The sequence below is a fragment of the Liquorilactobacillus satsumensis DSM 16230 = JCM 12392 genome (assembly GCF_001435195.1).
Classification (GTDB): domain Bacteria; phylum Bacillota; class Bacilli; order Lactobacillales; family Lactobacillaceae; genus Liquorilactobacillus; species Liquorilactobacillus satsumensis.
Genome location: NZ_AZFQ01000019.1, coordinates 123,881 through 146,869, shown reverse-complemented (window position 1 = coordinate 146,869; position 22,989 = coordinate 123,881). Strand labels below are relative to the sequence as shown.

The window sequence follows — 22,989 nt, the reverse complement described above, 5'->3', positions numbered from 1 at the left end:
ACCCTCCATTTATTTAGGAACCCGCAATAAGTTAAGTGCATGCAAGCGTTCCGCAATTTGAACTGAATTCCAAGCCGCACCCTTTAACAAGTTATCAGCGACGCAATACAAATGAAATGCATCAGCTTGTTCTTGATCAGGACGGATTCTACCCACAAAAGTTGCTTTCTTGCCCGCAGCCTGAACTGCCTGAGGGAAAATCTGGTTTTCCGGATCATCCTCCAACACAACCCCAGGAGCTTTTTGCAAAATTGCGCGTAATTTCGCTGCTGTTGCTCCTTTTTGAGATACCTCAAACCACACAGATTCAGAATGAGCAACTGCGACAGGCACACGCACACAAGTTGCAGTCACTTGAATATTCTGATCTGCCATAATCTTTTTAGTTTCGTGGATCATCTTCCATTCTTCATGGGTATAACCGTCTTCTTCAAAAACGTCAATTTGTGCCAATGGATTAAAGGCAATTTGATAATGCTTCTGAGCACCCGCAACTGGAAGAACTTGTGGTTCGTAGTCCTGCCCATCAAGGACTGCTTGCGTTTCATCACGAAGTTCTTGAATAGCGCGATTCCCGGCCCCAGAAACCGCCTGCATCGTCGTCACAACGATCTTCTTCAACCCAAAAGCTTTCCTAATTGGTTCCAGAGCAACCACCATCTGAATCGTTGAGCAGTTAGGATTAGCAATCAAACCATGATGCTGCGCTAAAGCCGCTTCGTTAACCTCCGGAACAACCAACGGAACGGCAGGATCCATTCGGAATGCACTTGTGTTGTCGACAACCACAGCTCTGCGTTTAACAGCTTCTGGAGCAAACTTTTTTGACACACCTCCGCCAGCTGAAAACAGCGCCAACTCAATTCCCTTAAAGGAATCTGGAACAAGCTCTTCAACCACAGTATCTTGTCCTTTAAACTGCAACACTTTACCCGCTGAACGTTTTGAAGCCAATAATTTCACACTTGCAATTGGCAAGGTAGATTGCTCCAGCATCTGGATCATCCTTGTCCCAACCGCACCTGTTGCACCAACAACAGCCACATGATATCCGTTCATCTGAAAACCTTCTTCGCTTCTTATTGAAACATCATTATACCATATTTATTAATAGAATGATGGTCTCAGAAACTAATAAAAGATCTTATTCATCCTAAAAATGCTCGTTTTCTTTAGCGTATCCAAGCTAAAAAAAGAGAAACCCGGCTTTCTTTACAGACATCCCGGATTTCTCTATATTTTCTGAGTATCATAAAATGCAAATACTGCAATCTTAACGACGTAAACCTAAACTCTTGATCAATTCACGGTAACGTTGAATGTCGTTTTCACGTAAATATGCCAACAAGTTACGACGATGTCCGATTTTCTTCATCAATCCACGTTGTGAAGCGAAATCCTTTTTATGTGTCCGAATATGCTCGTTCAACTCGTTGATATCTGCAGTTAAAACTGCGATTTGAACTTCTGCTGAACCAGTATCCCCTTCATGACGAGCATACTTATGCATAACTTCGTTTTTCTTTTCTTTTGAAATTGCCATGGTTATCCCACCTTTCTGATAATTAAACCGTTGTCCCGGAATTACGTCGGTGAGGAGCGCAGTTCTGAGTCCAAGGTTATGTGCTTTTAGCACTAAACTAGATTATACCGATGAAATCTTTATTTTGCAAGTTAAAAATGATTGTCTATTTTTATTACTAGTCAAGGAAATTTCCTTGACACATTTTAACTTTTTTATTGCATTGTCGTCTTCGCTCTTGTATAATAGCCTATGTTGAAAATTTTATGATACCGGCATGGATCATGTGTCATGGAGGTGAATTCTTTGCCAATTATTAAATCCGCAATCAAGCGTGTAACGACTAACGAAAAGGCTAACGTGCGTAATGCAGCAAAATTAAGTGCAACACGTAGTGCCGTTAAGAAATTTGAAAATGCTAAAACAGCAGGTGCTGATAATGTTGATGAACTTTACAAAGCAGCTGTTAAAGCAATCGACCAAGCTAAGTCAAAAGGTCTGATTAAAGCTAACAAAGCAGCTCGTGACAAGTCACGTTTAGCAGCTCGGCTAGCAAAATAAATAATTTTATAAAAGAGGGTTTGGGACAAAAGTCGCGAACTCTTTTTTTGTGTCTTGTACTCCACTCTCTTTTTTTGAGTAGGATCAAAAATTTAATTTTAACGGAATCTTTTCTTGTTCCAAATAAACGCGATTTTAAGTTTCCCCTAAATCACATGTAGTCCTTCTTTCCTGCCCCCACGGATCCATCAAATTAACCAGTTGTTTTTTCTCTAGTAAAATAACCTAGCATAAAAAGTTCAAAGAGTTGCTGCGGGTTTTGTTGCGTGGACTTCATTTTTTCTTCAAGCTGAATTAAACCTAAATAGGCATTCCGCAATTCAGCACGCCCAAAACGACGACATTTTTGCAACGCTAACTTAACACGGTAGGGATGCGTCTTCAAGACACTTGCGATATTGCCTTGCGCATATCCATTTTGTTGTAAAATTGAAACCTGTAATAATAGTCTAACCTGTCCCACTAGAATCGCATTTAACTTGAGCGGTTCTTCATGCTGTTCAAGTAAATTATGGTACATCACCACAGCCTGCTGTACTTTTTTATCTAGCACAAGTGCACTGAGATCAAAAATATTCTGTTCCAGTGTCTGTGCCACCATTCTTTCAACCATCACACCTGTAATTTTTTTAGTTGCTTGGGCCACTAGAAAAAGTTTAGGTAACTCATTCATGATTAAAGAAAGCTGATTTTCAGTCTTTTTTAGCAGTAATTCAAAAGCTTCTTTTTCAATTGTGTACCCAGCAGTGGTTACTTGCTGTTTCAAATACGCACGCGTGCTCCGTTCATTCAAAAAATCATTGTCAACCACCACTGCTTTTTTCAATAATCGCTTAGTAACCTTTTTGCGTTCATCCAACTTAGGATAAGGTGCCCAAAAAACAACGACTGAAGTTGGCTCAGGGTGATCTAAATATGAAAGCAAGGCCTCCGGATGTTGTTCAATTTTTCTCTTTTTATTTTCGCCTGTCAGAAAGTATGGCCGCTTGATCAATACTACTCTTCTTTCACCAAAAAAAGGGGCAGACAGTGCGTCTTCCAGAGCAGTTGTCAGCGGAGTGGTTTCCATGTCATACTCCCCCACATTCACAGTACGCTGTTCTTCTGGTACCAAAGCTACAAAACTTTGCAGAATTTTGCGTGCTGTATATTCCTCGCGTCCTAAAATTACGTAGATGGCTGCTGGTTTTTTTTGCTTAAGACTCTGGAATAACTCATTGACCTTCATTTACACTACCTCATTTCACCTTTCGATTCTCATTAAATGTCTGTATTATAAATCCTTTTTCTTGGGGCATAAGCTTAATCATTCCTGCATTTGCCGTATTCAGAAACGGAATGTGCTGCTTTGCCAGTGTTGCTAGCGTGGCTGCATTTGGATGCCCGTAACGATTATTTACCCCGGCTGAAATGATTGCCAACTGTGGTTGCAACTGGCTGACGTATTCACTGGCGGTTGCAGTCTTGCTACCATGATGCCCAGTTTTAAGCACATCGGCACGCAATTTTGGATTACGCTGTGCAACTTCAACTTCGCCTTGCTTATCAAGATCTCCACTAATGACAAACTTTATACGCTGTAAAGAAAAAGAAAGCGCGATTGAATCTTCATTTTTCCCTGTTCCGCTTGCAAAAGGATGCAGTAAGTGAAACATTCCAATTCGAGAAGTAACTTTTGTTGATACTCCCTGCACTTGCTGCAATGTATTGTTGGAAACTCGCAATCTTTTTCTAAATGACGCCAGTTGTTCCATTCCCTGCGGTACTAAAATACGGTGTACATCAATGACTTTGCTCAAACTTGCAAAATTGCCCACATGATCAGTATCTTGATGTGTCAAAAAGAGATTATCAACGTGGCTGATCCCCTTACTCAAAAGGTAATTTGCCACGATCGTTTCTCCTGTAGTTTTCACACGGCGTTCACGCCACTGCTCATGCTGGAAATTGACTTTTCCTCCAGTATCAACTAAGGTCACACTTTGATTGAAAGGCTCACGAATCAAAGTGCAGTCTCCTTGACCAATGTCGAAATAAACAACTTCAGCAGTAAAAGGCAATCTAATTAGTGCTGCCGCAATTACATACGAGCAGATTAAAATTCCCAAGAGCCAACGTGCATGCTTTGAATACTCTAACAGAAATTGGATTATTAACCAAAAAACAATAAACAGCAAGGGAGGCTTCCCGAAAGTAATAGTAGTCGGTAATTGCGCCAAAAAAGCAAAGCTGTCACAAAAAAACTGCAGTATTGGCACTGCTATAGGAACTAACCAAGAGAAAAAAACACCTAGCACCACTGCTGGAATTACAATGCGCTCAAATAGCGGCACAATCGCGATTGACAATAACACTGTTAATAAATTCCACTGAAATGTCTGCCATAAAATAAGCGGCAAACTATATGCAGTCATCTTCAGCCCCACCAGCAACTGCGATTGTTGCCGATTAAGCAGCAAAATAAGCGTCAGTAAATAACTCAACTGTGCCCCTAACGAAAAAACTAATGCTGGACAAAGTAGTAAATTTAAAATCAGCACAAGACCTTCTGCCGTAATTCCACTGACTGAAATACCTAAAAATTTACGGGCACTCAAAATTATCCACACCATCATGACAGCTCTGACTAAGCTAGCTGAAAAGCCTCCTAGAACAGCATATAAAGGCAGCAGCAACAATAAAAGTGTATCACAGGTTTCACGCGTGATTGCAAGTTGTGTACATAACCACCGAAAAAAAGCCGCAAGATAGAAAATGTGCATTCCAGATAAACTAAAAAGATACAATAACCCTAACGAACTAATCTGTTTTAACTGCGTCTCAAAACTCTGATCGTAAAATCCCAACAAAAGCAGTTGGCTATAGCCTGCTAATGGCTGAGGAAGCGTTTCAAGCTGATTAAGCAATTTTTTCCTAATTCCATGCAACCACGCTAGGAAAAAGACTCCTTGATCTTGCAGAGAAACTTCTTTTTCCGAGCTTAACTGAGAAAGCATAATTGTGTTACTAATATTTTTTCCCTGCAAAAAACGACGATAATCAAATTGATTTTCATTAGTTGGTCCTGCAACCCGTTGGACGGTTCCAGCAAATAAAAAAATCTTTGCAGTCTCAATTTTTGCAAATCGTCGTTGTTCCGCCTGTGATTTCAGTGAATAAAAGAACTGGACCTCCTCATTACGTTCAAGCCATTTACCTGTCAGCTTAAGCAAATCACCATCAATAAAATACTCATCTGGTTGCACAAGTAGATGTTGCTGCCGCAGTTCAGTTTTAGTTGAGAAGCCCTTTTGTTGCCAGTTATTTTGCCATTCCAGAATCCAAATTGCCAGTAAGCTAATAAAAATAACACCACTTATAATCCAAAGGCCTCTGTGCGTGGCTACCAAACGCAGTAGGACACAGCCTAGCAATAATAGCCAAATCCAATTGAATGAAAGCAGTAACAGACACAGCAGGAATGCCGCAATTGCCAGTAAAAAAATCAGTCTTTCGACTGCTGTTTTCCCGTTAAATCACTAAAATTATTTTCTGGCGCAAGTTTGCGTAAATACTCCTGCTCCAGCTTAACTTGATGTACTTCAACATTTTTCAACCTTAATAACTTGACTGCATAATCATCGTTATGATAGTTACGCAAATAATAAATTTTTTTAATTCCAGCTTGCAACAGCATTTTAGTACACTGCAAACAGGGAAAATCCGTCACGTAAACTTCTGCATTGGCCGTTGCTACACCGAATTTTGCACACTGCAAAACTGCATTCATTTCAGCGTGAATTGTCCTTACACAGTGACCATCTACAATGTAGCAGCCTTCATCAATACAATGCGTATCACCCGAAACAGAACCGTTATAACCGCCCGCAATGATCCTCCGATCACGTACCAAAATAGCTCCCACAGAAAGCCGCTCACATGTACTTCTCATTGATAACAAAACCGCTTGCATCATAAAATATTGATCCCATGGAATTCTTGCGTCTGACATACTCTCACCTTCGCGTCATAAATTTATTCATAGTATAGCAGAAAATTGGAACTGCAAACAGCAGCTCAGGAACCAATCTTCAAATAAGATTTTAGTTTGACTAAAATTTTATCACCAATTCCTGAAATATTTTTTAGTTCATCAAGTTGGTTGAAATTACCATGTTCCGTACGATAAGCCAGAATCTGTTCAGCTTTCTTGTCTCCAATGCCTGGAATTTTGAGCAGATCTTCTTTCTTAGCTTGATTCAGATCAATTTTTGTTCCTTCAGTGACAGTTCCCGCCGCCGAACCTGCTTGTTCACTTATATTTGCAGCAACCGTGGTAACTGGTTTGCTTGCGATTTCACCGCGAAAAGGAACGTAAATTATTTGCTGGTCTTTAATTTTCAATGCTAGGTTAACTTGATTTTGATCAGCAGTTGCCGCAAAACCACCCGCAGCTGTTATAATTTCATTGACACGTGCTCCCTCCTGTGCATGATACACGCCAGGATTTTTAACCGCGCCCTTAACGTCAACTGATACCAAGGCTGAGTGACTTGTAGCCGCAGTCGACTGGACTGCTTTGGAGCGAGTTGAAGCACTCATGCTACTTTTAGCAACTCCAAATTGCGAAGTTGTTGACTTCCTAGAGTTATTATACAAATTACTGCCGATTAAAAATCCCCCGCTTATCAAGATAAAAGAAACAACTAGCAGTGACCGATGCTCTTCCCAAAAATCTCGCAGCTGCTCCAGCATACCGATTCCTCCCTTCACTAACTAAATACGCAAACTTGAGCTTTTACCGTTAATCAAGTTGCAAAAAGGGGCTGTGACAAAAGTTAACTTTTGTCACAGCCTCTCTTTTATTCCGCATAAACGTGTTCCATAAGTCAAAATTCTCCGTCTAACTTCGAATTACTCATCGCAAAGTACTCGCTATGTTCGTAATTTCGAGTTAGCACTCAAATTTTCCCGACTTATGTCACACTCCCTCTTTTATTCCGGATAAACGTGTTCCATAAGTCAAAATCTTCCGTCTGACTTTCCAATTACTCATAGCAAAGTACTCGCTATGTTCGTAATTTCGAGTTAGCACTCAAATTTTCCCGACTTATGTCACATTCTCTTAGTCTGCGGTGGCTAAGCGCTGTTGGTCGTCACTTCTTCTTAATGCGTCTTCAAATAATGCAACGCATCCTTAATATTCGTAACCGGCACAACCTTTAATTTTAAATGATACTTTTTAACAGCTGCTTGAGCCTCTTTGTAATTGGAAACCGCTTGTGCATCAACCTTGCGTTCGGCTGCAGTCACTCGATTGTTGGGTGCAAAAAAGAGCGTTGCTCCTGCTCGTTGAGCTGCAACCACCTTTTTATCTATTCCACCAATCTCGCCAACCGTTCCATCCGCAGAAATTGTGCCTGTTCCAGCTATCTTACGCCCAAGCTTGAGATCTTGATTCGCTAATTGGGAATACATCTGTAGTGCCAACATTAACCCAGCCGACGGTCCGCCAATTCCTTCCATATCAGTCGTAATCTTCTCGGAAGTGGTAATTTGAGAACGTTCAGCCAGTGAAATTCCAATTCCTGTTCGCGAAGTCCCAGGTAATTTCATCGTCTTGCCGCTAACTGTACGCTGTTTTCCGTTGCGCAAATATGTAACTGTGACTTGTTTACGCACTTTTTGCTTTGCAAGATAGGCAACAAAATCAGCAGTCTTAGAAAAATGCTGCCCATCAACGGCTGTTACTGTATCCCCAACAGCAAGTTTGTTTTTAAAAGTTGACCCTTGCAGTAAAGACAGTACATAAATTCCTAGATACTTTTGCTGATATTTTTTTCCCGCCAGACGTAAAGCAGCTGCTTTAGCTTGATTAACCGCATCTTCCATATAATATGTCTGCACCCGCTCATATTCAGAATCAGTCTCATTTCCACTGACTTCTTCTTCTGGTAATCGGGAAGCATATTTGTCAAAAAAGCTTGCTCCATATAAGACCGGTGTAGCACGTGCCACGCTGACATAGGTCAACATGAGCGAACCCGCTGTCCGATCCTTTTTTTGTGCAACCCTGACATACTGCGCCACATTTTGCGCCTTACCAACAGTTTCAATATAGATCGGTAAGGGAAACAAACATAAAAAACCAAGTAAAATGATTGCAAATGCTACAATTCCAAAAAATTTACCTTTTTTCATTAAGATTCCTTTTCTTTAAGCGCTTTTTCTACAGCAACTGGCACGAGCCCTGTCAAGTCTCCTCCAAATTTAGCAACTTCTTTAATAATGCTGGAAGAAAGCTGCGTAAATTTGGGAGCGCTTGGTAGAAAAACCGTCTCCAACTTGGGAGCAAGGTGCGCATTCATAGCTGCGATTTCACTCTCAAAAATAAAATCCTTCTCATTGCGCACACCCCTGATAATTACCTGTGCCCCAATTTTTTGTGCCACTTTAACTGTTAATTCGTCGGAAACTGCCTGCACCGTTACTTCTGGAAAATCTTTCAAGGCCTCTTTTAAAAATGCGCTTCGCTCAGAAAGACTAAAAAGACTTTTTTTGCTCGTATTAGTCATAATTAAAACTGTTACTTCATCAAAGATTCTAGTAGCACGCCTAATCAAGTTCAAATGCCCATTTGTCACCGGATCAAAACTTCCAGGGAAAACTGCTTTCATCTTTACTCACCTCGATAGCGATAAACTGTTAGCTCTGTAATGCCATAATCAGCACGCCGCAGCAACTCAAATCCAGCGAGTTCCTGTGGTAATTGCGCCTGCTGGTCCGTTTCACAGATAACCAATGCACCTGATGCCAGTAATTTAAAAGCAACAACTTGTTTTAACAGATCAACAATTTGTTGTTTTTTATACGGCGGATCCAACAGCAACAAATCAAATTTCAAACCCTCAGTTGCTAAACGGTCTAAGATATGCTCTGCACTCGCTTTTAAAACTGTAAACCTGGTTTCTTCTTTCGTGACTGCAATGTTTTCTTTAATGGTCTTGATCGCCTGAAACTGACGATCAACCAAATAAGCATGTTCAATCCCACGAGAAACAGCTTCAATGCTCAACCCGCCACTGCCAGCAAAAAGATCTAACGACCTGCCACCCTCAAAATAAGGACCGATGATATTAAACATCGCTTCTTTTACCTTGTCTGTTGTAGGTCGTGTTTTCATTCCTGGAACAGCCTTCAAACGCCGTCCCCCATAACTACCCGAAATTATTCTCATGCGCTCACTCTTTATTATCCTTAAACTTTTCACGATCTTCATCAGTCAATTTGTAGTCGCCCAATGAATCGCTAAAGTCGATTTTAAGTTCTGGTAAAGGAGAAGGCATAACTTTTTTTACAAAGCGCATTTCCTTGAGCTTAACTAGACTTTCGCTGACCGCTTCTTGATCCATATACAAAACAACATATTTCATCCGCCGTGAAACATAGTGAATCGTTCCAAAGCGTTTCAGTTGTCGACTATTTTTTAAATGAAAGAGGTAAACAACTACGCCTTGGCGCTGTTTAATCTTAAAATCCATGATCAGCCACCTTTATTTATTAATAATTACAACCAGAATCCCGCGATCATACGCAATTCCAATCTTTTCTGTTTGCCCGGTAATTAAGTCGTTCCAAATATTCTGCCTTAAAGAAAGCCGTTCAAAAAGTACTGAGTTTTCATAATACGGAAACATACAGTAGATTTTGTATTTTTTCTCGTTAAGACCTGCATCGTCATAGAGTTTTTTTGGAAGTTGTCCGCTATCTAAAGAAACCAACCCTTGTTGTCCAAGATCACCGCTCATAATACTCTTCAAAAGCCGTGCATCCTTATTATTTAAATATCTTTGCGGGTTATCAGTTAGATTACTAATCACATCATGTGCAGACTGGACAAGCGGGTCACCGATCGGCAACGTCTGATTGGCGAGCAAACGGCGCTTAGTATTAATCATCTGCATTAAATCAAACGGCAGCATAATGTCCATTTGTTCCCAGTTCGTATCTCCTTGATATTGTGCAGGTAATGGTGTTTGTGAAATAACTTGATAAATATTCTTCTTGAGTAGCATGTCTGTATCCAGATACTCAATTGCATCAACGTTTTGAGAGTTAGGGTTGAGATACGTAATTGCATAAGTTCCATTCTTAAAACCGACAAGCGGTCTTTGATTCATGTCTGCTTCTGAAAGCTCTAATTGAAACTTTTGTTCATGGTAAGACAAGCCAAAATTTGCCGACAACGACGTCAATTGCAATAATTTTTTGAAAGTCATCCCAACTTTCAAATTCCCATTTTGCTCAGGGTTTGACCCGGTCACAAAAATTGCGCTAACTTTCTTAGTATACTGATCAATTCCAATTTTCAAATAATTTGTCGAGTCCAAATTATACAGCCACCATTCAACATTGATTGCGCTATCCAATTTACCTTGAGGTTCACCGAAAACCTGCTCAATTTGACTTGAAGAAACTCCCACATAACGCGCCAACCCTTGAGTCTTGATTCTAGAAACTTTTGGAGTTGTTAGATGAATACTTGTCTTTCTAACCCGCTCTGTTGGCCGCGTCATATTAATAGTATTACGTCCCCGTAAAGCAGCAATAAAGTAACTGCCCAACAAAAGCACAGTAAAAATAACTATAAAGTTGCGGATGGTTTTAATTAGGATTCTTTTTTTCATTATTCTTAGCTTTTAATCGGCTCAATCTCCATCAAAAGATCACGCGTTTCTAAAATATCGCCTGCCTTAACATAGATATGGCTGATTTCTCCATCATAAGGTGCCTTGATAGTTGTCTCCATCTTCATTGCTTCAGTAACAATTAAAGGCGTTCCCTTCTTAACAACTTGATTCTTAGTAACTAGCACTTTTAACACCGATCCACTCAACGTTGCTCCAATATGGTGCGGGTCCGTTGGTTCAGCCTTTAAATTAGTTTTGACCTTACCCTTTTTACTCTTATCCCGAATGACAATTTGCTGGTCCTGACCATTAACCGTAAAGTACAAAATTCGTTGTCCTTCTTCGTCAGCATCACCAATTGAAGCCAGTTTAACAATTGCAACTTTACCCTCTGTTCGTTTGATATGCACTGTTTCTTCGGTTCGCATCCCCTGATAGAAAGTTGTTGTGTCTAGTAAGGAAAGATCCCCATATTGTTTAACGGCCTCTTCATAGTCAAGAAATACTTCCGGATAAAGCAGATAACTTAAGAGTTCTTCTTCACTCGGCAGTTCTTTTAACTTGCCCTGAAGTTCATCTTTTTGGCTACCAAAATCAACTGGTTTTGCCAAACTTCCTGGACGAACTGTGATCGGTTGCCGATCTTTAAGAACAATTTTTTGCAATTTTTTAGGAAAACCGCCGACTGGCTGCCCTAGGTCACCTGCAAAAAAGTTTACCACAGATTCTGGGAAATCAAGTGTCTTTCCCCGCTCATAAAGCGTTTCAGCAGTCAGCTTATTTTGAATCATGAAGATTGCAAAATCACCGACAACTTTTGAACTGGGTGTCACTTTCACAATTCCACCAAGCAACTTGTTCACTTCACGATAAGCTTGTTTAACCTGTTCAAAGTCTTGGATTCCCAAAGCCTTTGCTTGTTGTTGCAAGTTAGAATATTGTCCGCCAGGCATTTCTGTTTCATAAATATCAGTTTGAGGAGAGGTAATTCCATTCATGAAATCTTTGTAGAAGGGTTTAATTCCTGCCCAATAGCGATTTATTTTTTCAACATTTTCAATCTTAAGTTCAGGCTGACGCTCATTACCAGACAGTGCATAATACAGACTACTCATACTTGGTTGACTAGTTGTGCCTGAAAGTGCACTAGCAGCAACATCCACAATATCAACTCCAGCACGGACAGCTTGGACATAAGTTGCAACCCCATTCCCAGTTGTGTCATGTGTGTGTAAATGCACCGGAACATCTAATTCTTCTTTTAAAGTCGAAATTAACTCATAGGCTGCCTGTGGCTTCAACAAACCGGCCATATCCTTGATTCCAATAATCTGAGAGCCTGCTGCAACTAAGTCGCGTGCCAGTCCGCGATAATAATTGAGATCATATTTATGCTCAGCTGGATTTAAAACATCACCAGTATAACACATTGTTCCTTCAGCAATTTTTCCAGTTTCACGTACATACTGAATACTTTTTTCCATCTGTTCAACCCAGTTTAAACTATCAAAAATCCTGAAAACATCGATTCCATCTGTTGCACTGCGCTGAATGAAACGCTGTAATACATTATCAGGATAATTCTTGTAGCCAACTGCATTTGAACCGCGGAAAAGCATTTGAAGCAATGTTTGCGGCATTGCTTTTCTAATTTTTTGCAGTCGCTCCCATGGATCCTCATCGAGAAAACGGTACGCAACATCAAATGTAGCTCCACCCCAAACTTCTGCAGAAAAGATCTTTGGCATTGCACGATCGTAAACATTAGCAACCGGCAACATATCCCGTGTACGCATTCTAGTCGCAAAAAGGCTCTGATGAGCATCACGCATCGATGTATCCGTGATAAGCACTTTCTGTTGTGCCTTAACCCAGGCCATAGCCGCCGTTGCACCTTCTTTTTCAAGAATTGCTTTGGCATTTTGAACTCGCTGCCGTGGTCCAAAATCGTCTGTTAGCTTAATATCCGGAACAAAGACTTTACGATGATGCTCAGTCCCTGGAAAGCCATTAACAGTCACATTGCCAATGTACTTCAGTAATTGGTTGATAGTATTTTTAGGGTGTGACATTCGGAACAATTCAGGGGTCGTATCAATGAATGTCGTTGATGCTTTGCCCGCAATAAAGTCCGGATGATTAATCACGTTTTGCATGAAGGGAATATTTGTTTTAATTCCGCGAATCCGGAATTCATCAAGGACACGATCCATCTTGAGGACAGCTCCAATAAAGGTTCGTGCCTGGACACAAGCTTTAACAAGCAGCGAATCAAAATAAGGACTAATCACCGCACCCGCATAAGCGTTTCCGCCATCTAAACGAACACCGAAACCACCTGGAGAACGGTAAGTTTCAATCTTGCCGGTGTCAGGCATAAAGTTGTTCTCCGGATCTTCTGTGGTCACACGACATTGAATTGCAAAACCATGATGCTGAAGCTCAGCTTGTTGCGGAATTTTCAAGTCCGCAAACAAATCTTTACCCGCAGCAATTAGAATTTGCGATTGGACAATATCCATGTCCGTAATCATTTCAGTAATTGTATGTTCAACCTGAACTCGCGGATTGACTTCTATGAAATAAAAATCAGTTGGAGTTACTAGAAATTCAACCGTCCCAGCATTTTGATAATGAACACTCTTCATTAAAGCAACCGCTGCTGCACAAATTTCAGCGCGCCGTTTTTCACTCAACACACTTGGAGCCACCTCAATCACTTTTTGGTGACGTCTTTGCACTGAACAATCGCGTTCAAAAAGATGGATCACGTTACCATGTTGATCGGCTAAAATTTGAACCTCAATATGTTTAGGAGCTTCTAAGTATTTTTCAATGTAAAGCTCATCATCGCCGAAAGATTGCTTGGCTTCACTCTGAGCACGTGCAAAACTTTCAGCAATTTCTTCTTCGTTATGAATAATGCGCATTCCACGGCCACCACCGCCCAATGCGGCCTTAACCATAATTGGAAAACCGTGTTTGGCAGTAAAGTCGCGCACCTCTTCAACTGAAAAAACGGGTCCATCGCTCCCTGGAATCGTATGTAGACCAGCACGCAATGCTGCTGCTTTAGCCTTAACCTTGTCACCAAAAGTATCTAACTGTGCGACAGTCGGTCCAATGAAGATAATCCCAGCATCTTGACATTTTTGTGCAAATAATTCATTTTCCGCTAAGAAACCATATCCGGGATGAATTGCATTTGCACCTGTCTGTTTTGCAACCCGAATAATATCGTCCATATCTAAATAAGCTTCAATTGGTTTCTTACCTGCCCCAATCTGATAAGCTTCATCAGCCTTAAAACGATGCACGGAAAATTCATCTTCTTTTGCAAACACAGCAACCGTCTGCAACTTTAATTCGCTACAGGCACGAATAATTCGAATGGCAATCTCTCCACGGTTTGCAACCAACACTTTTTCAATCTTCATTGCACTCCCACTTTCTCTAAATAAGCTAAACTTTAAAAATCACAACTTGCGGTCTTCAACGCTCAATTTGCGTCATTTTACCGCGGCGCTGATTAATTGAAACATTCATCACAATCCCAAGTGCTAACGAAAGCACCAACATACTTGATCCGCCATAGGATACAAAGGGAAAAGTTACCCCTGTAATTGGCAATAATCCATTGACAGCCCCAACATTGAAAAGTCCTTCAACCGTCATAAAAGTAGCAACTCCGTAACATATTAAAGTATCATATGTACTATTTGAACGAATCCCAATCAAATAAGTCCGAAGTACAATCCAAGCCAGCAGCAATAAGACAACCGTTACTCCAATTGCGCCTAATTCTTCACTGATGATTCCTATAATAAAATCAGTATATGGTTCCGGAAGATAGCCCCTTTTTTGCACACTATTGCCCAAACCAACCCCGAACAAACCACCATTGCTGATCGCATAATAAGAATTAATTAGCTGCTGCCCACTCGTACTGGCAACATGGAAGGGATTATAAAAAGCTGCTAAGCGTCCATACATGTAAGCAAATTTTGTCCCGGTAAGTGGGTTCCAAAAACGCAAAATTTGCACTCCTGCTGCAAGGACTCCACCCAGACCAAGCATAATTGCCCACGCTTTCTTGTAACTGCCTCCTCTAGCTAACCACATCACAAAAACAATGGTTGCGTTGATTGAGAAGCCCCCTAAATCCGGTTCAATTAGAATCAAAATTAACAGAATTGCTGCCAAGAAATACGGTTTTTTGCCACTTTGTTTTCTTTGTGCAATTGACATTTTTTCTCGACGCGTCAGCAACTGAGCCATAAAAAGTATTAAATACAACTTACACAATTCAGCTGGTTGTAAACTAAAAATTTTCAGGTCAATCCAGCCATTTGCACCATTGATCGCGGTGGTAAAAAATTTAGCATAAAGTAAAAGCACAACCATCACGAAGAACCCAATAATAATAAAAACCTTATTTGTGAGTTTTGAAAGCTGGAACATGTACGCAAATACAAAACAACCCAAACCTAGAAAAACATAAAGTAGCTGTTTTAACAGATAGGTACTGGTAGCGGCCCCTGAATAAGAGAGATTAATGGAGCTGGCTGAGTAAACCATGACCACTCCAATCGCACACAATAGAACGTATGGAATAAAAAGATAAAAATCAAAATAATGAAGCTTGTTTCGTAATTTTTTCATAATGAGCAGAAGTAATTCATCCTTTCCGGCTACAGCATAAGGATAAACAGGAATAGTCAGCCACAAAATCTCTGCAAATGCTCCGCAGAGCACCTGGGGATTACTAAAGATTATATGTCTTCAACTATCTTCTTCTAGAAAAAACTAGCAGCCTTTTCTTGCCTGCTTCTGCTGCTTCCCTGATCTAGAGCAATTATAGCATATAAGTATTAGTGTTGAAATGGATCTTTATGTTGCAATAAAGCAGTTGTTTTTCCAGTGGACTCGCAACTGCTTTATTGTCTTATTATGTCGCTAAAATTCGTATTTTTCAAATAAAACATAGTTTTTATACTAAATTATTTGTTTTTACCGAACTAAAACTACTTTTAATTAAGAAAATAAGGTTTTGTACGAACAACTTACTTCGAATTGCTTCAGCAACTATTTTTTAATAATTCGCCATTTATTCGTAAATTAAAAAGAGAGAGTGTGACATAAGTCAGGAAAATTTGAGTACTAACTCGAAATTACGAACATCGTGAGTACTTTGCGATGAGTAATTCGAAGTTAGACGGAGAATTTTGACTTATGGAACATGTTTATCCAGAATAAAAGAGAGAGTGTGACAAAACCTAACTTTTGTCACAGACCCAAATTAAAAAAGGAAACTGAATCAAAACGGTTGTTTTGATTCAGTTTCCTCTTTACATTTTATAAATTACGCAATCTCGCGCTTATTTATTCTTTTTTGAAGCAATTTTCTTTTGCTTAACAGCTTTTTCACGCGCATTTGTTTCCAAAATCCGCTTACGTAAGCGAATGCTTTCCGGCGTGATTTCCAATAACTCATCTTCATTCAAGAACTCAAGTGATTCTTCAAGCGTGAAGTGAGTTGGCTTTTTAATTGAGGCTGTCTGATCCTTATTTGAAGAACGCACATTGGTCATGTTCTTGCCCTTAGTAACATTCACTGAAATATCGCGTTCACGTGAGCTTGAACCCACGATCATGCCTTCATAAACCTCAGTCCCAGGATCAACAAAGATTGTACCGCGATCTTCAACACCCATGATGGCGTAAGTTGTCGCTTTCCCACGATTGATTGAAACCAATGCACCATTTCTGCGGCCAGGTTCCCAGTTATGAATAACAGGTTTATATTCAGCAAACGTATGGTTAAAGATCCCATAACCACGTGTCATTGAAAGAAATTGTGAATCATATCCAATTAAACCACGTGTTGGTGCAGAGAATGTCAAACGAGTCTGACCATTTGCATTAGTTTCCATATTCAGCATTTCGCCCTTACGTTGTGAAAGGGAATCAATGACAGCTCCAGAATATTCATCTGGTGTATCGATTGTAACACTTTCAAACGGTTCGCAAGTTTTACCGTCGACATCGCGGTAAATAACCTGTGGACGTGAAACTGCAAGTTCAAAACCTTCACGGCGCAATGTTTCAATCAAAATTGACAGATGTAATTCACCACGTCCTGAAACAACCCATGCATCAGGAGAATCTGTGTCTTCAACTCTTAATGAAACATCTGTATGCAATTGCATTTTCAAACGATCTTCAAGTTTGCGTGCAGTCACGAAGTCCCCTTCTTGACCAACAAATGGAGAATCATTTGTTCTGAATGTCATCTGCAAAGTTGGCGGATCAATCCGTAAAATCGGTAAGGCTTCCGGATGATCGATTGGACAAACTGTTTCACCGACAAAGATATCCTCCATCCCTGAAACAGCAATCAAATCGCCTGCTTTAGCTTCATTAATCTCTAAACGTTTTAAGCCAAAGAAACCAAACAGCTTGGTAACACGAAAATTCTTCTGTGTTCCATTAAGCTTCATAACTGTAACCTGATCGCCCACCTTGATCTGACCGCGGAAAACACGGCCAATCCCAATTCGACCAACGAATTCATTATAATCAAGCATTGAAACTTGGAACTGTAATGGTTCATCAGAATTGTCAATTGGTGCAGGAATCGTTTTGATAATTGCCTTAAAAATCGGATCCATCGTATGTGCTTGCGTTGCTGGATCAGATTCAAGCGAAGAAGTTCCGTTTACAGCAGAAGCATAGATTACAGGGAATTCAAGTTGATCTTCCTCAGCACCTAACTCAATAAACAGGTCAAGGACCTCGTCAACAACTTCTTCTGGCCGCGCACCTGGACGGTCGATCTTGTTAATGACAACAATTGGTGTCAGATGCTGTTCTAGAGCTTTTTTCAGCACAAAGCGTGTCTGTGGCATGGTTCCTTCAAAAGCATCGACGATTAGTAAGACACCATCAACCATCTTCATAATCCGCTCAACTTCGCCACCAAAGTCGGCATGTCCTGGTGTATCCAGAATATTGATCTGTTTGTCTTGATATCTAACAGCAGTATTCTTCGAAAGAATGGTAATTCCGCGTTCCTTTTCAATCGCGTTTGAGTCCAAAGCGCGGTCGTCGATTTGTGTATGTTCATCCAAAGTATCCGATTGTTTCAATAGCTCATTGACAAGGGTCGTCTTGCCGTGGTCAACGTGAGCAATAATTGCGACGTTACGGATATCATCACGTGTTTTCAAATTTTTTTCTTCCTTTCAAAAATATAAATCTCATTGGTTGAAAAAGCTCTCGCCCTTTCGCAGAATCGAAAGATGCCTGAAAACGAAAATCAGAATTTTCATTGTTTAGCATAAAAAAACTGTGACTGAACCGTCACAGCCGAAACTAACGGGCAGGAGCGACAAGACTTTGAATGTCTTTTTGAGCATTTTTCGTAGCCACTAATACATCACTAGATGATAGCATATCAAGTGTACACCCGTCAATCGTCTTTACTTGTAAATTCAGTGCTTCTGCTAAGATTTTCCCGGCTGCAAAATCCCATGGACGTAAATATGAGACATACGCCGTGCATTTGCCTTGTAAAACATGAATAATCTGGATACCGGCACTGCCATAAATCCGGACTCCACTACTTGCAAGTGCGACCTGTTGCAAATTACGATAATTATGTACTAAATAAGGCATGCCAATTCCGATTAACCCATCTCGCAATCCTGTGTCCAACGGTGGTTGCAAGGATGTTTCATTACAAAAGACGCCCTTTTCAGGTCCTCCCCAGAAAAGATCATCATTCATGACATCAAAAATGTATCCTCGCACCCCGACTCCATTATGGTAAACGCCTATCATACTTGCGAAGTGATCCTGTTGTTTGACAAAATTCATGGTCCCATCAATGGGATCAATTACCCAAACCCACCCTGAAGTCTGATACTTATCCTGTTGGTGATGGCATTCCTCACCAATTACTACGGCCTCTGGAAAAAAAGTGTGAATTTTTTCAACATAATAAGCTTCAACTGCACGATCCATATTTGTCACTAAATCGTTGCGCCCGGATTTAGTCCAAACCGCTATTTTCTGCTTGAATCCCTGAATAATTTCTGTTCGAGCAGCATGCATCCATTCTTTCACCAGTGCGTCCATCTGTGCCAGTGAATCCATTCCCTCTGCCCCCCTCTTTCAGATTAGTTACTTTTTTCGTTCAAGTATACATACTTTTGCTTTGTTGTCTGGGCTCTTTTAACAGCCTGATAGATACTCATTTGAGTGTTGTGCATAAAATCACGATCGAGTTGTTTTTGAGTCATCTTCATCGGCACAACTTTGAGAAAAGCACGATATTTTTCTAAAAATTCGCTGCGCAATATTTTGGAAGTATAGCTTTGTTCTACAGCTTGATAAAAATTCATCACAGTTACGATTTCAGACGTCGTCCATTCACTTCTAAGCGGATAACTATAATTTTCAGGAACTTTCATACGCGTAAACTCCTTTCATTTCAGCTTGTCCTCAGCAAGTCATTTTGTTATTTTCTGCAGCCAGTGTTTGGAAGCGATCGGGATTGCTGTTTCTTTAAATTATAATTATACACGGTCACCTGAAATCTGTGTTATTTTTTAAGATCTCCACATAAAATCCTTTTAAAAAGAGATTCTAATAGTCTATAATTAAAAAGTAAGCTAAATTTGGAGGCCTGTAGTTGTGATAACCATGAAAAATATTATTCGTGAGGGAAATCCAACTTTGCGCGCACGTGCAAAAGAAGTTACTTTCCCCATGACCAACGAACAAAAAGATCTTGCACATAAAATGATGGAATTTTTGGAGAATAGTCAAAATCCTGAAATTGCTGAAAAATATAAGCTAAGAGCCGGTGTAGGTCTGGCTGCTCCTCAAGTTGATGTTTCACTCAGAATGACCGCTGTGCTTGTTCCGGATGAACATGACAAACCCCTTTTTAAACACGTGCTGGTCAATCCGACCATTATGAGTGAATCTGTCCGCATGGCTGCTCTTTCTGAAGGAGAAGGCTGCTTGTCAGTTGATCGTGACGTTCCAGGCTACGTTCCGCGTCATGATAAGATTACACTTCGTTGGTTTGATCTTGATGGCAATAAGCATGTTGACAAATTGCGCGACTACCCGGCAATTGTTTGCCAGCATGAAATCGATCATCTGAATGGGATTCTTTTCTTTGACCATATCAACACCAAAAATCCCTTCAAAGTTGCTGAAAATACAATCATTTTAGGCTAAGCCAAGGAATTGGAAAATGCGCACTAACTGTCTAGTAATTGCAGTGCACTAATAGCAAAATACGAGAGGCTGGGTAAAACTTATGTTTTGCGTTGGCCTCTTTTTTGCAACTCCCCCTTGTCAACCGCTTGTTGCTAGCCTTGAATGCGGCATCCCAAACTTGAGTTGCATTCTAATTCATGGGCTTAGTCTCTGGTGGCTGGATACGCTTATTCGACTTTCTGAAGATCCTGCAAGTAATTCTTCGTTTTTTCATTAACTACGTATGTGATATCAAGATGCAAAATTCCTGCCGCTTGCCATAAGTCTGAGATTACAAACGCCTGTGATCCTTGATAAAATAATTTTCTGTTTTCTGCATAGCTTTGCAAAGATTCTGTCAATTCTTTTTTCAGTCCCTTTAGTGCGACTGCCTGTCCTATGTGAACTTGAAATTCATAAGCCATAACGCCGCTGCCCCACACATCTGCTAATTTGGCCGTCTTCTGTGCAATTGTAAGTTTCTCATTTGCATGATGCAGATTAAACTGCGCAAATGCAAATTTCAGCGCTTTACTTGTAACTTCTTTGTTGCTCAGCTGCATCTTTTTTAAGCGGCGGACATGTAAAAATTCGCGCAGCAACCAAAAAATAACCAGCAAGAGCACAACCAGCATAATCCAAAAAAACATGTGTTGCATCAAAATCCCTTCGTTTCTTTTTTTACAATTATACCATGTTGAACCTTAAAAGCGTTTCTTTGGATTCCCAATCAGTTATGATCCGTTTAAATAGAATTCCAGTTTATATACTTATATAGACTATTATGCTAAAATGTAAACAATTATTGTGCAAACAATCCATGTTCGGAAACTAAGTACTAATAATAACCAAAACTGACGAACTGCTGCTTTTAGTGCAAGTAGTCCGCTGTTTTAAGATGAATTTAAGGAGAAATGTTTAATGATTTACAAAATATTTTATCAACCATCACAAAAAATCAGCCCACGCCGTGAAAACACATTGGCTCTCTACTTAGAGGCTGATTCTGAGGTGGCCGCAAGAAGTAGTGTTGAACAAAATACTTCATACAACGTTGAATATATTGAAGAACTAAGCCCCAAAGCGCTTGAATATGCCCAACAAAATCCCAATTATCAACTGACGGAGTTCAGTAAATGAAAAAGTTAAAAATAAAAAACAATGAGACTGCTGTTTATGCTGTTGGTGGTCTGGGAGAAATTGGAAAAAATACTTATGGGGTCCAATTTCAGGATGAAATTATTGTGATCGATGCTGGAATCAAATTTCCAGAAGATGATCTCTTAGGAATTGACTATGTAATTCCTGATTATCAATATCTCGTCGCAAACCAGCAAAAAATCAAAGCGCTTGTGATCACACATGGTCATGAAGATCATATTGGCGGAATTCCATATCTGTTAAAACAGATTAATGTACCTATTTACGCTGGTCCTTTAGCTCTAGCATTAATTAAAAGCAAACTTGAAGAACATGGATTGCTAAGAACGACGGAGTTACATGAGATTAACGAAGATAGCGTCTTGAAATTTCGGAAAACGAGCGTTTCCTTTTTCAGAACCACTCATTCGATCCCTGATACCTTAGGTGTAGCAGTCAAAACTCCAAGCGGTACAATTGTTGCAACCGGAGACTATAAGTTTGATTTGACGCCAGTTACTAACCAGCCGCCGAACTTGCAACGGATGGCAAAGCTTGGTAGTGAAGGTGTTTTGTGCCTCCTATCCGATAGCACAAACGCTGAAATTCCTAACTTTACCAAATCAGAACGCTGGGTCGGAAAATCGATCAAAAGAATTTTCGAAAAAGTTGAAGGTCGAATTATTTTTGCCACCTTTGCATCTAATATCTCACGTATTCAGCAAGCTGCAGAAGTTGCTGTTGCCAAAGGACGTAAAATCGCTGTTTTCGGTCGCAGTATGGATGCTGCAATCAATAACGGCCGTGAACTAGGATATCTTGACATCCCCGAGGACTCACTGGTAGATGCACGTGAAATTAGCAGTCTGCCTGCTAACAAAGTCATGATTCTTTGTACCGGATCTCAGGGTGAACCAATGGCTGCTTTGAGCCGAATCGCAAATGGAACTCATCGGCAAGTTTCAATTCAACCTGGAGACACTGTGGTCTTCTCTAGTTCACCGATTCCAGGTAATACTTTAAGCGTCAACCATGTTATTAATGAATTAGAAGAAGCTGGAGCAGCTGTGATCCATGGTAAAGTCAATAATATTCATGCTTCAGGTCATGGTGGCCAAGAAGAACAGAAGCTGATGCTGCGTTTGATCAAACCCAAGTATTTTGTTCCTGTTCATGGTGAATATCGGATGTTGAAAATTCATACTGAATTAGCTGAAAAATGTGATGTACCCAAAGATCACTCATTCATTATGCAAAATGGGGATGTTTTGGCACTGACTAAAGATTCAGCGCGCCTAGCTGGCCACTTTAATGCAGGCGCAGTCTACGTCGATGGTTCAGGCATTGGTGATATTGGTAACGTTGTTTTGCGTGACCGTCGTATTCTGTCTGAAGAAGGCTTAGTAATTGTTGTCGCAACACTCAACTTAAAGAAGAAAGAAATCCTAGCAGGTCCCGATCTGCTTTCACGCGGTTTTATCTATATGCGTGAATCCGGAGAACTGATCGATAGCGGGCGCAAACGTCTCTTTAGAGTGATGCGACGTACACTCAGCAAACCAAATGTAACTGAAGGAATGCTGCGTGAGGCCATTATAGATGATTTACGAACCTTTCTGTATGAACAAACTGAGCGCAGACCAATGATTATCCCAATGTTGGTAATTGTTTAGCACTGCACAATAATTAAAAAACGTAACTCAAGCAATTTACCTTGGGGGCTGTGACAAAAGTTAAATTTTGTCACAGCCCCTCTTTTATTCCGAATAAACGTGTTCCATAAGTCAAAATTCTCCGTCTAACTTTGAATTACTCATAGCAAAT

General features: G+C 40.3%; 21 protein-coding genes. 4 read left to right on the top strand and 17 right to left on the bottom strand.

The features are described 5' to 3' along the window. Positions 1–9: 9 nt before the first annotated feature. Both FD50_RS02485 and rpsO read right to left on the bottom strand, forming a co-directional pair. Positions 10–1,059 (bottom strand): aspartate-semialdehyde dehydrogenase, encoded by a 1,050-nt coding sequence (locus FD50_RS02485; RefSeq protein WP_054755977.1) that lies wholly within the window; start codon positions 1,057–1,059, stop codon positions 10–12. A gap of 214 nt (positions 1,060–1,273) precedes the next feature. Continuing rightward, positions 1,274–1,543: a 30S ribosomal protein S15 gene (gene rpsO, locus FD50_RS02480; protein WP_054755975.1), complete on the bottom strand. Its 270-nt coding sequence runs from the start codon at positions 1,541–1,543 to the stop codon at positions 1,274–1,276. A gap of 285 nt (positions 1,544–1,828) precedes the next feature. On the opposite strand from rpsO, the gene rpsT reads away from it, so the two are divergent. Next, on the top strand, positions 1,829–2,083 hold the full coding sequence (rpsT, locus tag FD50_RS02475; protein ID WP_054755973.1) for a 30S ribosomal protein S20: 255 nt from the start codon (positions 1,829–1,831) through the stop codon (positions 2,081–2,083). A 193-nt stretch (positions 2,084–2,276) separates the two neighbouring features. Here rpsT and holA read toward each other — a convergent pair whose 3' ends face one another. The 14 genes from holA to FD50_RS02405 all read right to left on the bottom strand — a co-directional run bounded on the left by holA (position 2,277) and on the right by FD50_RS02405 (position 19,226). Continuing rightward, positions 2,277–3,311 carry a DNA polymerase III subunit delta gene (gene holA / locus FD50_RS02470; protein ID WP_056960042.1) on the bottom strand — a complete coding sequence of 345 codons (1,035 nt, stop codon included), beginning with the start codon at positions 3,309–3,311 and terminating at the stop codon, positions 2,277–2,279. A 10-nt stretch (positions 3,312–3,321) separates the two neighbouring features. Further along, positions 3,322–5,496, bottom strand: coding sequence for a DNA internalization-related competence protein ComEC/Rec2 (locus FD50_RS02465; RefSeq protein WP_235803431.1), 2,175 nt, complete (start codon positions 5,494–5,496; stop codon positions 3,322–3,324). Positions 5,497–5,567: 71 nt separating this feature from the next. Next, positions 5,568–6,074 (bottom strand): ComE operon protein 2, encoded by a 507-nt coding sequence (locus FD50_RS02460; RefSeq protein ID WP_056960039.1) that lies wholly within the window; start codon positions 6,072–6,074, stop codon positions 5,568–5,570. A gap of 65 nt (positions 6,075–6,139) precedes the next feature. After that, on the bottom strand, positions 6,140–6,817 hold the full coding sequence (locus FD50_RS02455; RefSeq protein ID WP_054755968.1) for a helix-hairpin-helix domain-containing protein: 678 nt from the start codon (positions 6,815–6,817) through the stop codon (positions 6,140–6,142). A 411-nt stretch (positions 6,818–7,228) separates the two neighbouring features. Next, entirely contained in the window at positions 7,229–8,263 is a 1,035-nt protein-coding gene (locus FD50_RS02450) for a SepM family pheromone-processing serine protease (RefSeq protein ID WP_054758059.1), read from the bottom strand. Continuing rightward, positions 8,263–8,739 carry a pantetheine-phosphate adenylyltransferase gene (gene coaD, locus FD50_RS02445; protein ID WP_056960037.1) on the bottom strand — a complete coding sequence of 159 codons (477 nt, stop codon included), beginning with the start codon at positions 8,737–8,739 and terminating at the stop codon, positions 8,263–8,265. Before coaD ends, FD50_RS02450 begins: the two co-directional genes overlap by 1 nt. Before the next feature lie 2 nt (positions 8,740–8,741). Beyond that, a complete protein-coding gene (rsmD, locus tag FD50_RS02440; protein ID WP_054758058.1) occupies positions 8,742–9,299 on the bottom strand; it encodes a 16S rRNA (guanine(966)-N(2))-methyltransferase RsmD in 558 nt (185 codons plus the stop codon). A gap of 4 nt (positions 9,300–9,303) precedes the next feature. Beyond that, positions 9,304–9,603 (bottom strand): YlbG family protein, encoded by a 300-nt coding sequence (locus tag FD50_RS02435; RefSeq protein ID WP_054758057.1) that lies wholly within the window; start codon positions 9,601–9,603, stop codon positions 9,304–9,306. Between the two features lie 12 nt (positions 9,604–9,615). After that, positions 9,616–10,749: a CAP-associated domain-containing protein gene (locus FD50_RS02430; RefSeq protein ID WP_056960035.1), complete on the bottom strand. Its 1,134-nt coding sequence runs from the start codon at positions 10,747–10,749 to the stop codon at positions 9,616–9,618. Positions 10,750–10,754: 5 nt separating this feature from the next. Then, on the bottom strand, positions 10,755–14,183 hold the full coding sequence (locus FD50_RS02425) for a pyruvate carboxylase (protein WP_056960119.1): 3,429 nt from the start codon (positions 14,181–14,183) through the stop codon (positions 10,755–10,757). Between the two features lie 61 nt (positions 14,184–14,244). After that, entirely contained in the window at positions 14,245–15,414 is a 1,170-nt protein-coding gene (locus FD50_RS02420) for an FtsW/RodA/SpoVE family cell cycle protein (RefSeq protein WP_056960117.1), read from the bottom strand. Positions 15,415–16,130: 716 nt separating this feature from the next. Continuing rightward, the gene (gene typA, locus FD50_RS02415) at positions 16,131–17,981 is read right to left on the bottom strand and encodes a translational GTPase TypA (protein WP_056960033.1); all 1,851 of its coding nucleotides are present in this window, start codon (positions 17,979–17,981) and stop codon (positions 16,131–16,133) included. Between the two features lie 145 nt (positions 17,982–18,126). Continuing rightward, positions 18,127–18,909 carry an inositol monophosphatase family protein gene (locus tag FD50_RS02410; protein ID WP_054758098.1) on the bottom strand — a complete coding sequence of 261 codons (783 nt, stop codon included), beginning with the start codon at positions 18,907–18,909 and terminating at the stop codon, positions 18,127–18,129. A 23-nt stretch (positions 18,910–18,932) separates the two neighbouring features. Next, on the bottom strand, positions 18,933–19,226 hold the full coding sequence (locus FD50_RS02405; RefSeq protein WP_054758099.1) for a UPF0223 family protein: 294 nt from the start codon (positions 19,224–19,226) through the stop codon (positions 18,933–18,935). A gap of 223 nt (positions 19,227–19,449) precedes the next feature. On the opposite strand from FD50_RS02405, the gene def reads away from it, so the two are divergent. Continuing rightward, positions 19,450–20,004, top strand: a complete 555-nt coding sequence (def, locus tag FD50_RS02400; protein ID WP_056960031.1) for a peptide deformylase — start codon at positions 19,450–19,452, stop codon at positions 20,002–20,004. A gap of 209 nt (positions 20,005–20,213) precedes the next feature. Here the strand turns inward: def and FD50_RS02395 are convergent, their stop codons facing one another. Further along, the gene (locus tag FD50_RS02395; RefSeq protein ID WP_056960029.1) at positions 20,214–20,684 is read right to left on the bottom strand and encodes a hypothetical protein; all 471 of its coding nucleotides are present in this window, start codon (positions 20,682–20,684) and stop codon (positions 20,214–20,216) included. Between the two features lie 262 nt (positions 20,685–20,946). On the opposite strand from FD50_RS02395, the gene FD50_RS02390 reads away from it, so the two are divergent. Further along, a complete protein-coding gene (locus tag FD50_RS02390) occupies positions 20,947–21,165 on the top strand; it encodes a DNA-directed RNA polymerase subunit epsilon (protein ID WP_056960026.1) in 219 nt (72 codons plus the stop codon). Continuing rightward, entirely contained in the window at positions 21,162–22,838 is a 1,677-nt protein-coding gene (gene rnjA / locus FD50_RS02385; protein ID WP_056960024.1) for a ribonuclease J1, read from the top strand. The genes FD50_RS02390 and rnjA overlap by 4 nt, the downstream gene beginning before the upstream one ends. The last annotated feature ends 151 nt before the right edge of the window (positions 22,839–22,989 follow it).

What these genes read in the sequence shown, in the direction of transcription:
- FD50_RS02485 (WP_054755977.1), bottom strand. Translation starts at nt 1,059, where the DNA reads ATGAACGGATATCATGTGGCTGTTGTTGGTGCAACAGGTGCGGTTGGG.
- FD50_RS02390 (WP_056960026.1), top strand. Translation starts at nt 20,947, where the DNA reads ATGATTTACAAAATATTTTATCAACCATCACAAAAAATCAGCCCACGC.
- FD50_RS02410 (WP_054758098.1), bottom strand. Translation starts at nt 18,909, where the DNA reads ATGGATTCACTGGCACAGATGGACGCACTGGTGAAAGAATGGATGCAT.
- rpsO (WP_054755975.1), bottom strand. Translation starts at nt 1,543, where the DNA reads ATGGCAATTTCAAAAGAAAAGAAAAACGAAGTTATGCATAAGTATGCT.
- FD50_RS02405 (WP_054758099.1), bottom strand. Translation starts at nt 19,226, where the DNA reads ATGAAAGTTCCTGAAAATTATAGTTATCCGCTTAGAAGTGAATGGACG.
- FD50_RS02430 (WP_056960035.1), bottom strand. Translation starts at nt 10,749, where the DNA reads ATGAAAAAAAGAATCCTAATTAAAACCATCCGCAACTTTATAGTTATT.
- holA (WP_056960042.1), bottom strand. Translation starts at nt 3,311, where the DNA reads ATGAAGGTCAATGAGTTATTCCAGAGTCTTAAGCAAAAAAAACCAGCA.
- FD50_RS02435 (WP_054758057.1), bottom strand. Translation starts at nt 9,603, where the DNA reads ATGGATTTTAAGATTAAACAGCGCCAAGGCGTAGTTGTTTACCTCTTT.
- coaD (WP_056960037.1), bottom strand. Translation starts at nt 8,739, where the DNA reads ATGAAAGCAGTTTTCCCTGGAAGTTTTGATCCGGTGACAAATGGGCAT.
- FD50_RS02460 (WP_056960039.1), bottom strand. Translation starts at nt 6,074, where the DNA reads ATGTCAGACGCAAGAATTCCATGGGATCAATATTTTATGATGCAAGCG.
- rsmD (WP_054758058.1), bottom strand. Translation starts at nt 9,299, where the DNA reads ATGAGAATAATTTCGGGTAGTTATGGGGGACGGCGTTTGAAGGCTGTT.
- rnjA (WP_056960024.1), top strand. Translation starts at nt 21,162, where the DNA reads ATGAAAAAGTTAAAAATAAAAAACAATGAGACTGCTGTTTATGCTGTT.
- FD50_RS02450 (WP_054758059.1), bottom strand. Translation starts at nt 8,263, where the DNA reads ATGAAAAAAGGTAAATTTTTTGGAATTGTAGCATTTGCAATCATTTTA.
- FD50_RS02420 (WP_056960117.1), bottom strand. Translation starts at nt 15,414, where the DNA reads ATGAAAAAATTACGAAACAAGCTTCATTATTTTGATTTTTATCTTTTT.
- FD50_RS02395 (WP_056960029.1), bottom strand. Translation starts at nt 20,684, where the DNA reads ATGCAACACATGTTTTTTTGGATTATGCTGGTTGTGCTCTTGCTGGTT.
- FD50_RS02455 (WP_054755968.1), bottom strand. Translation starts at nt 6,817, where the DNA reads ATGCTGGAGCAGCTGCGAGATTTTTGGGAAGAGCATCGGTCACTGCTA.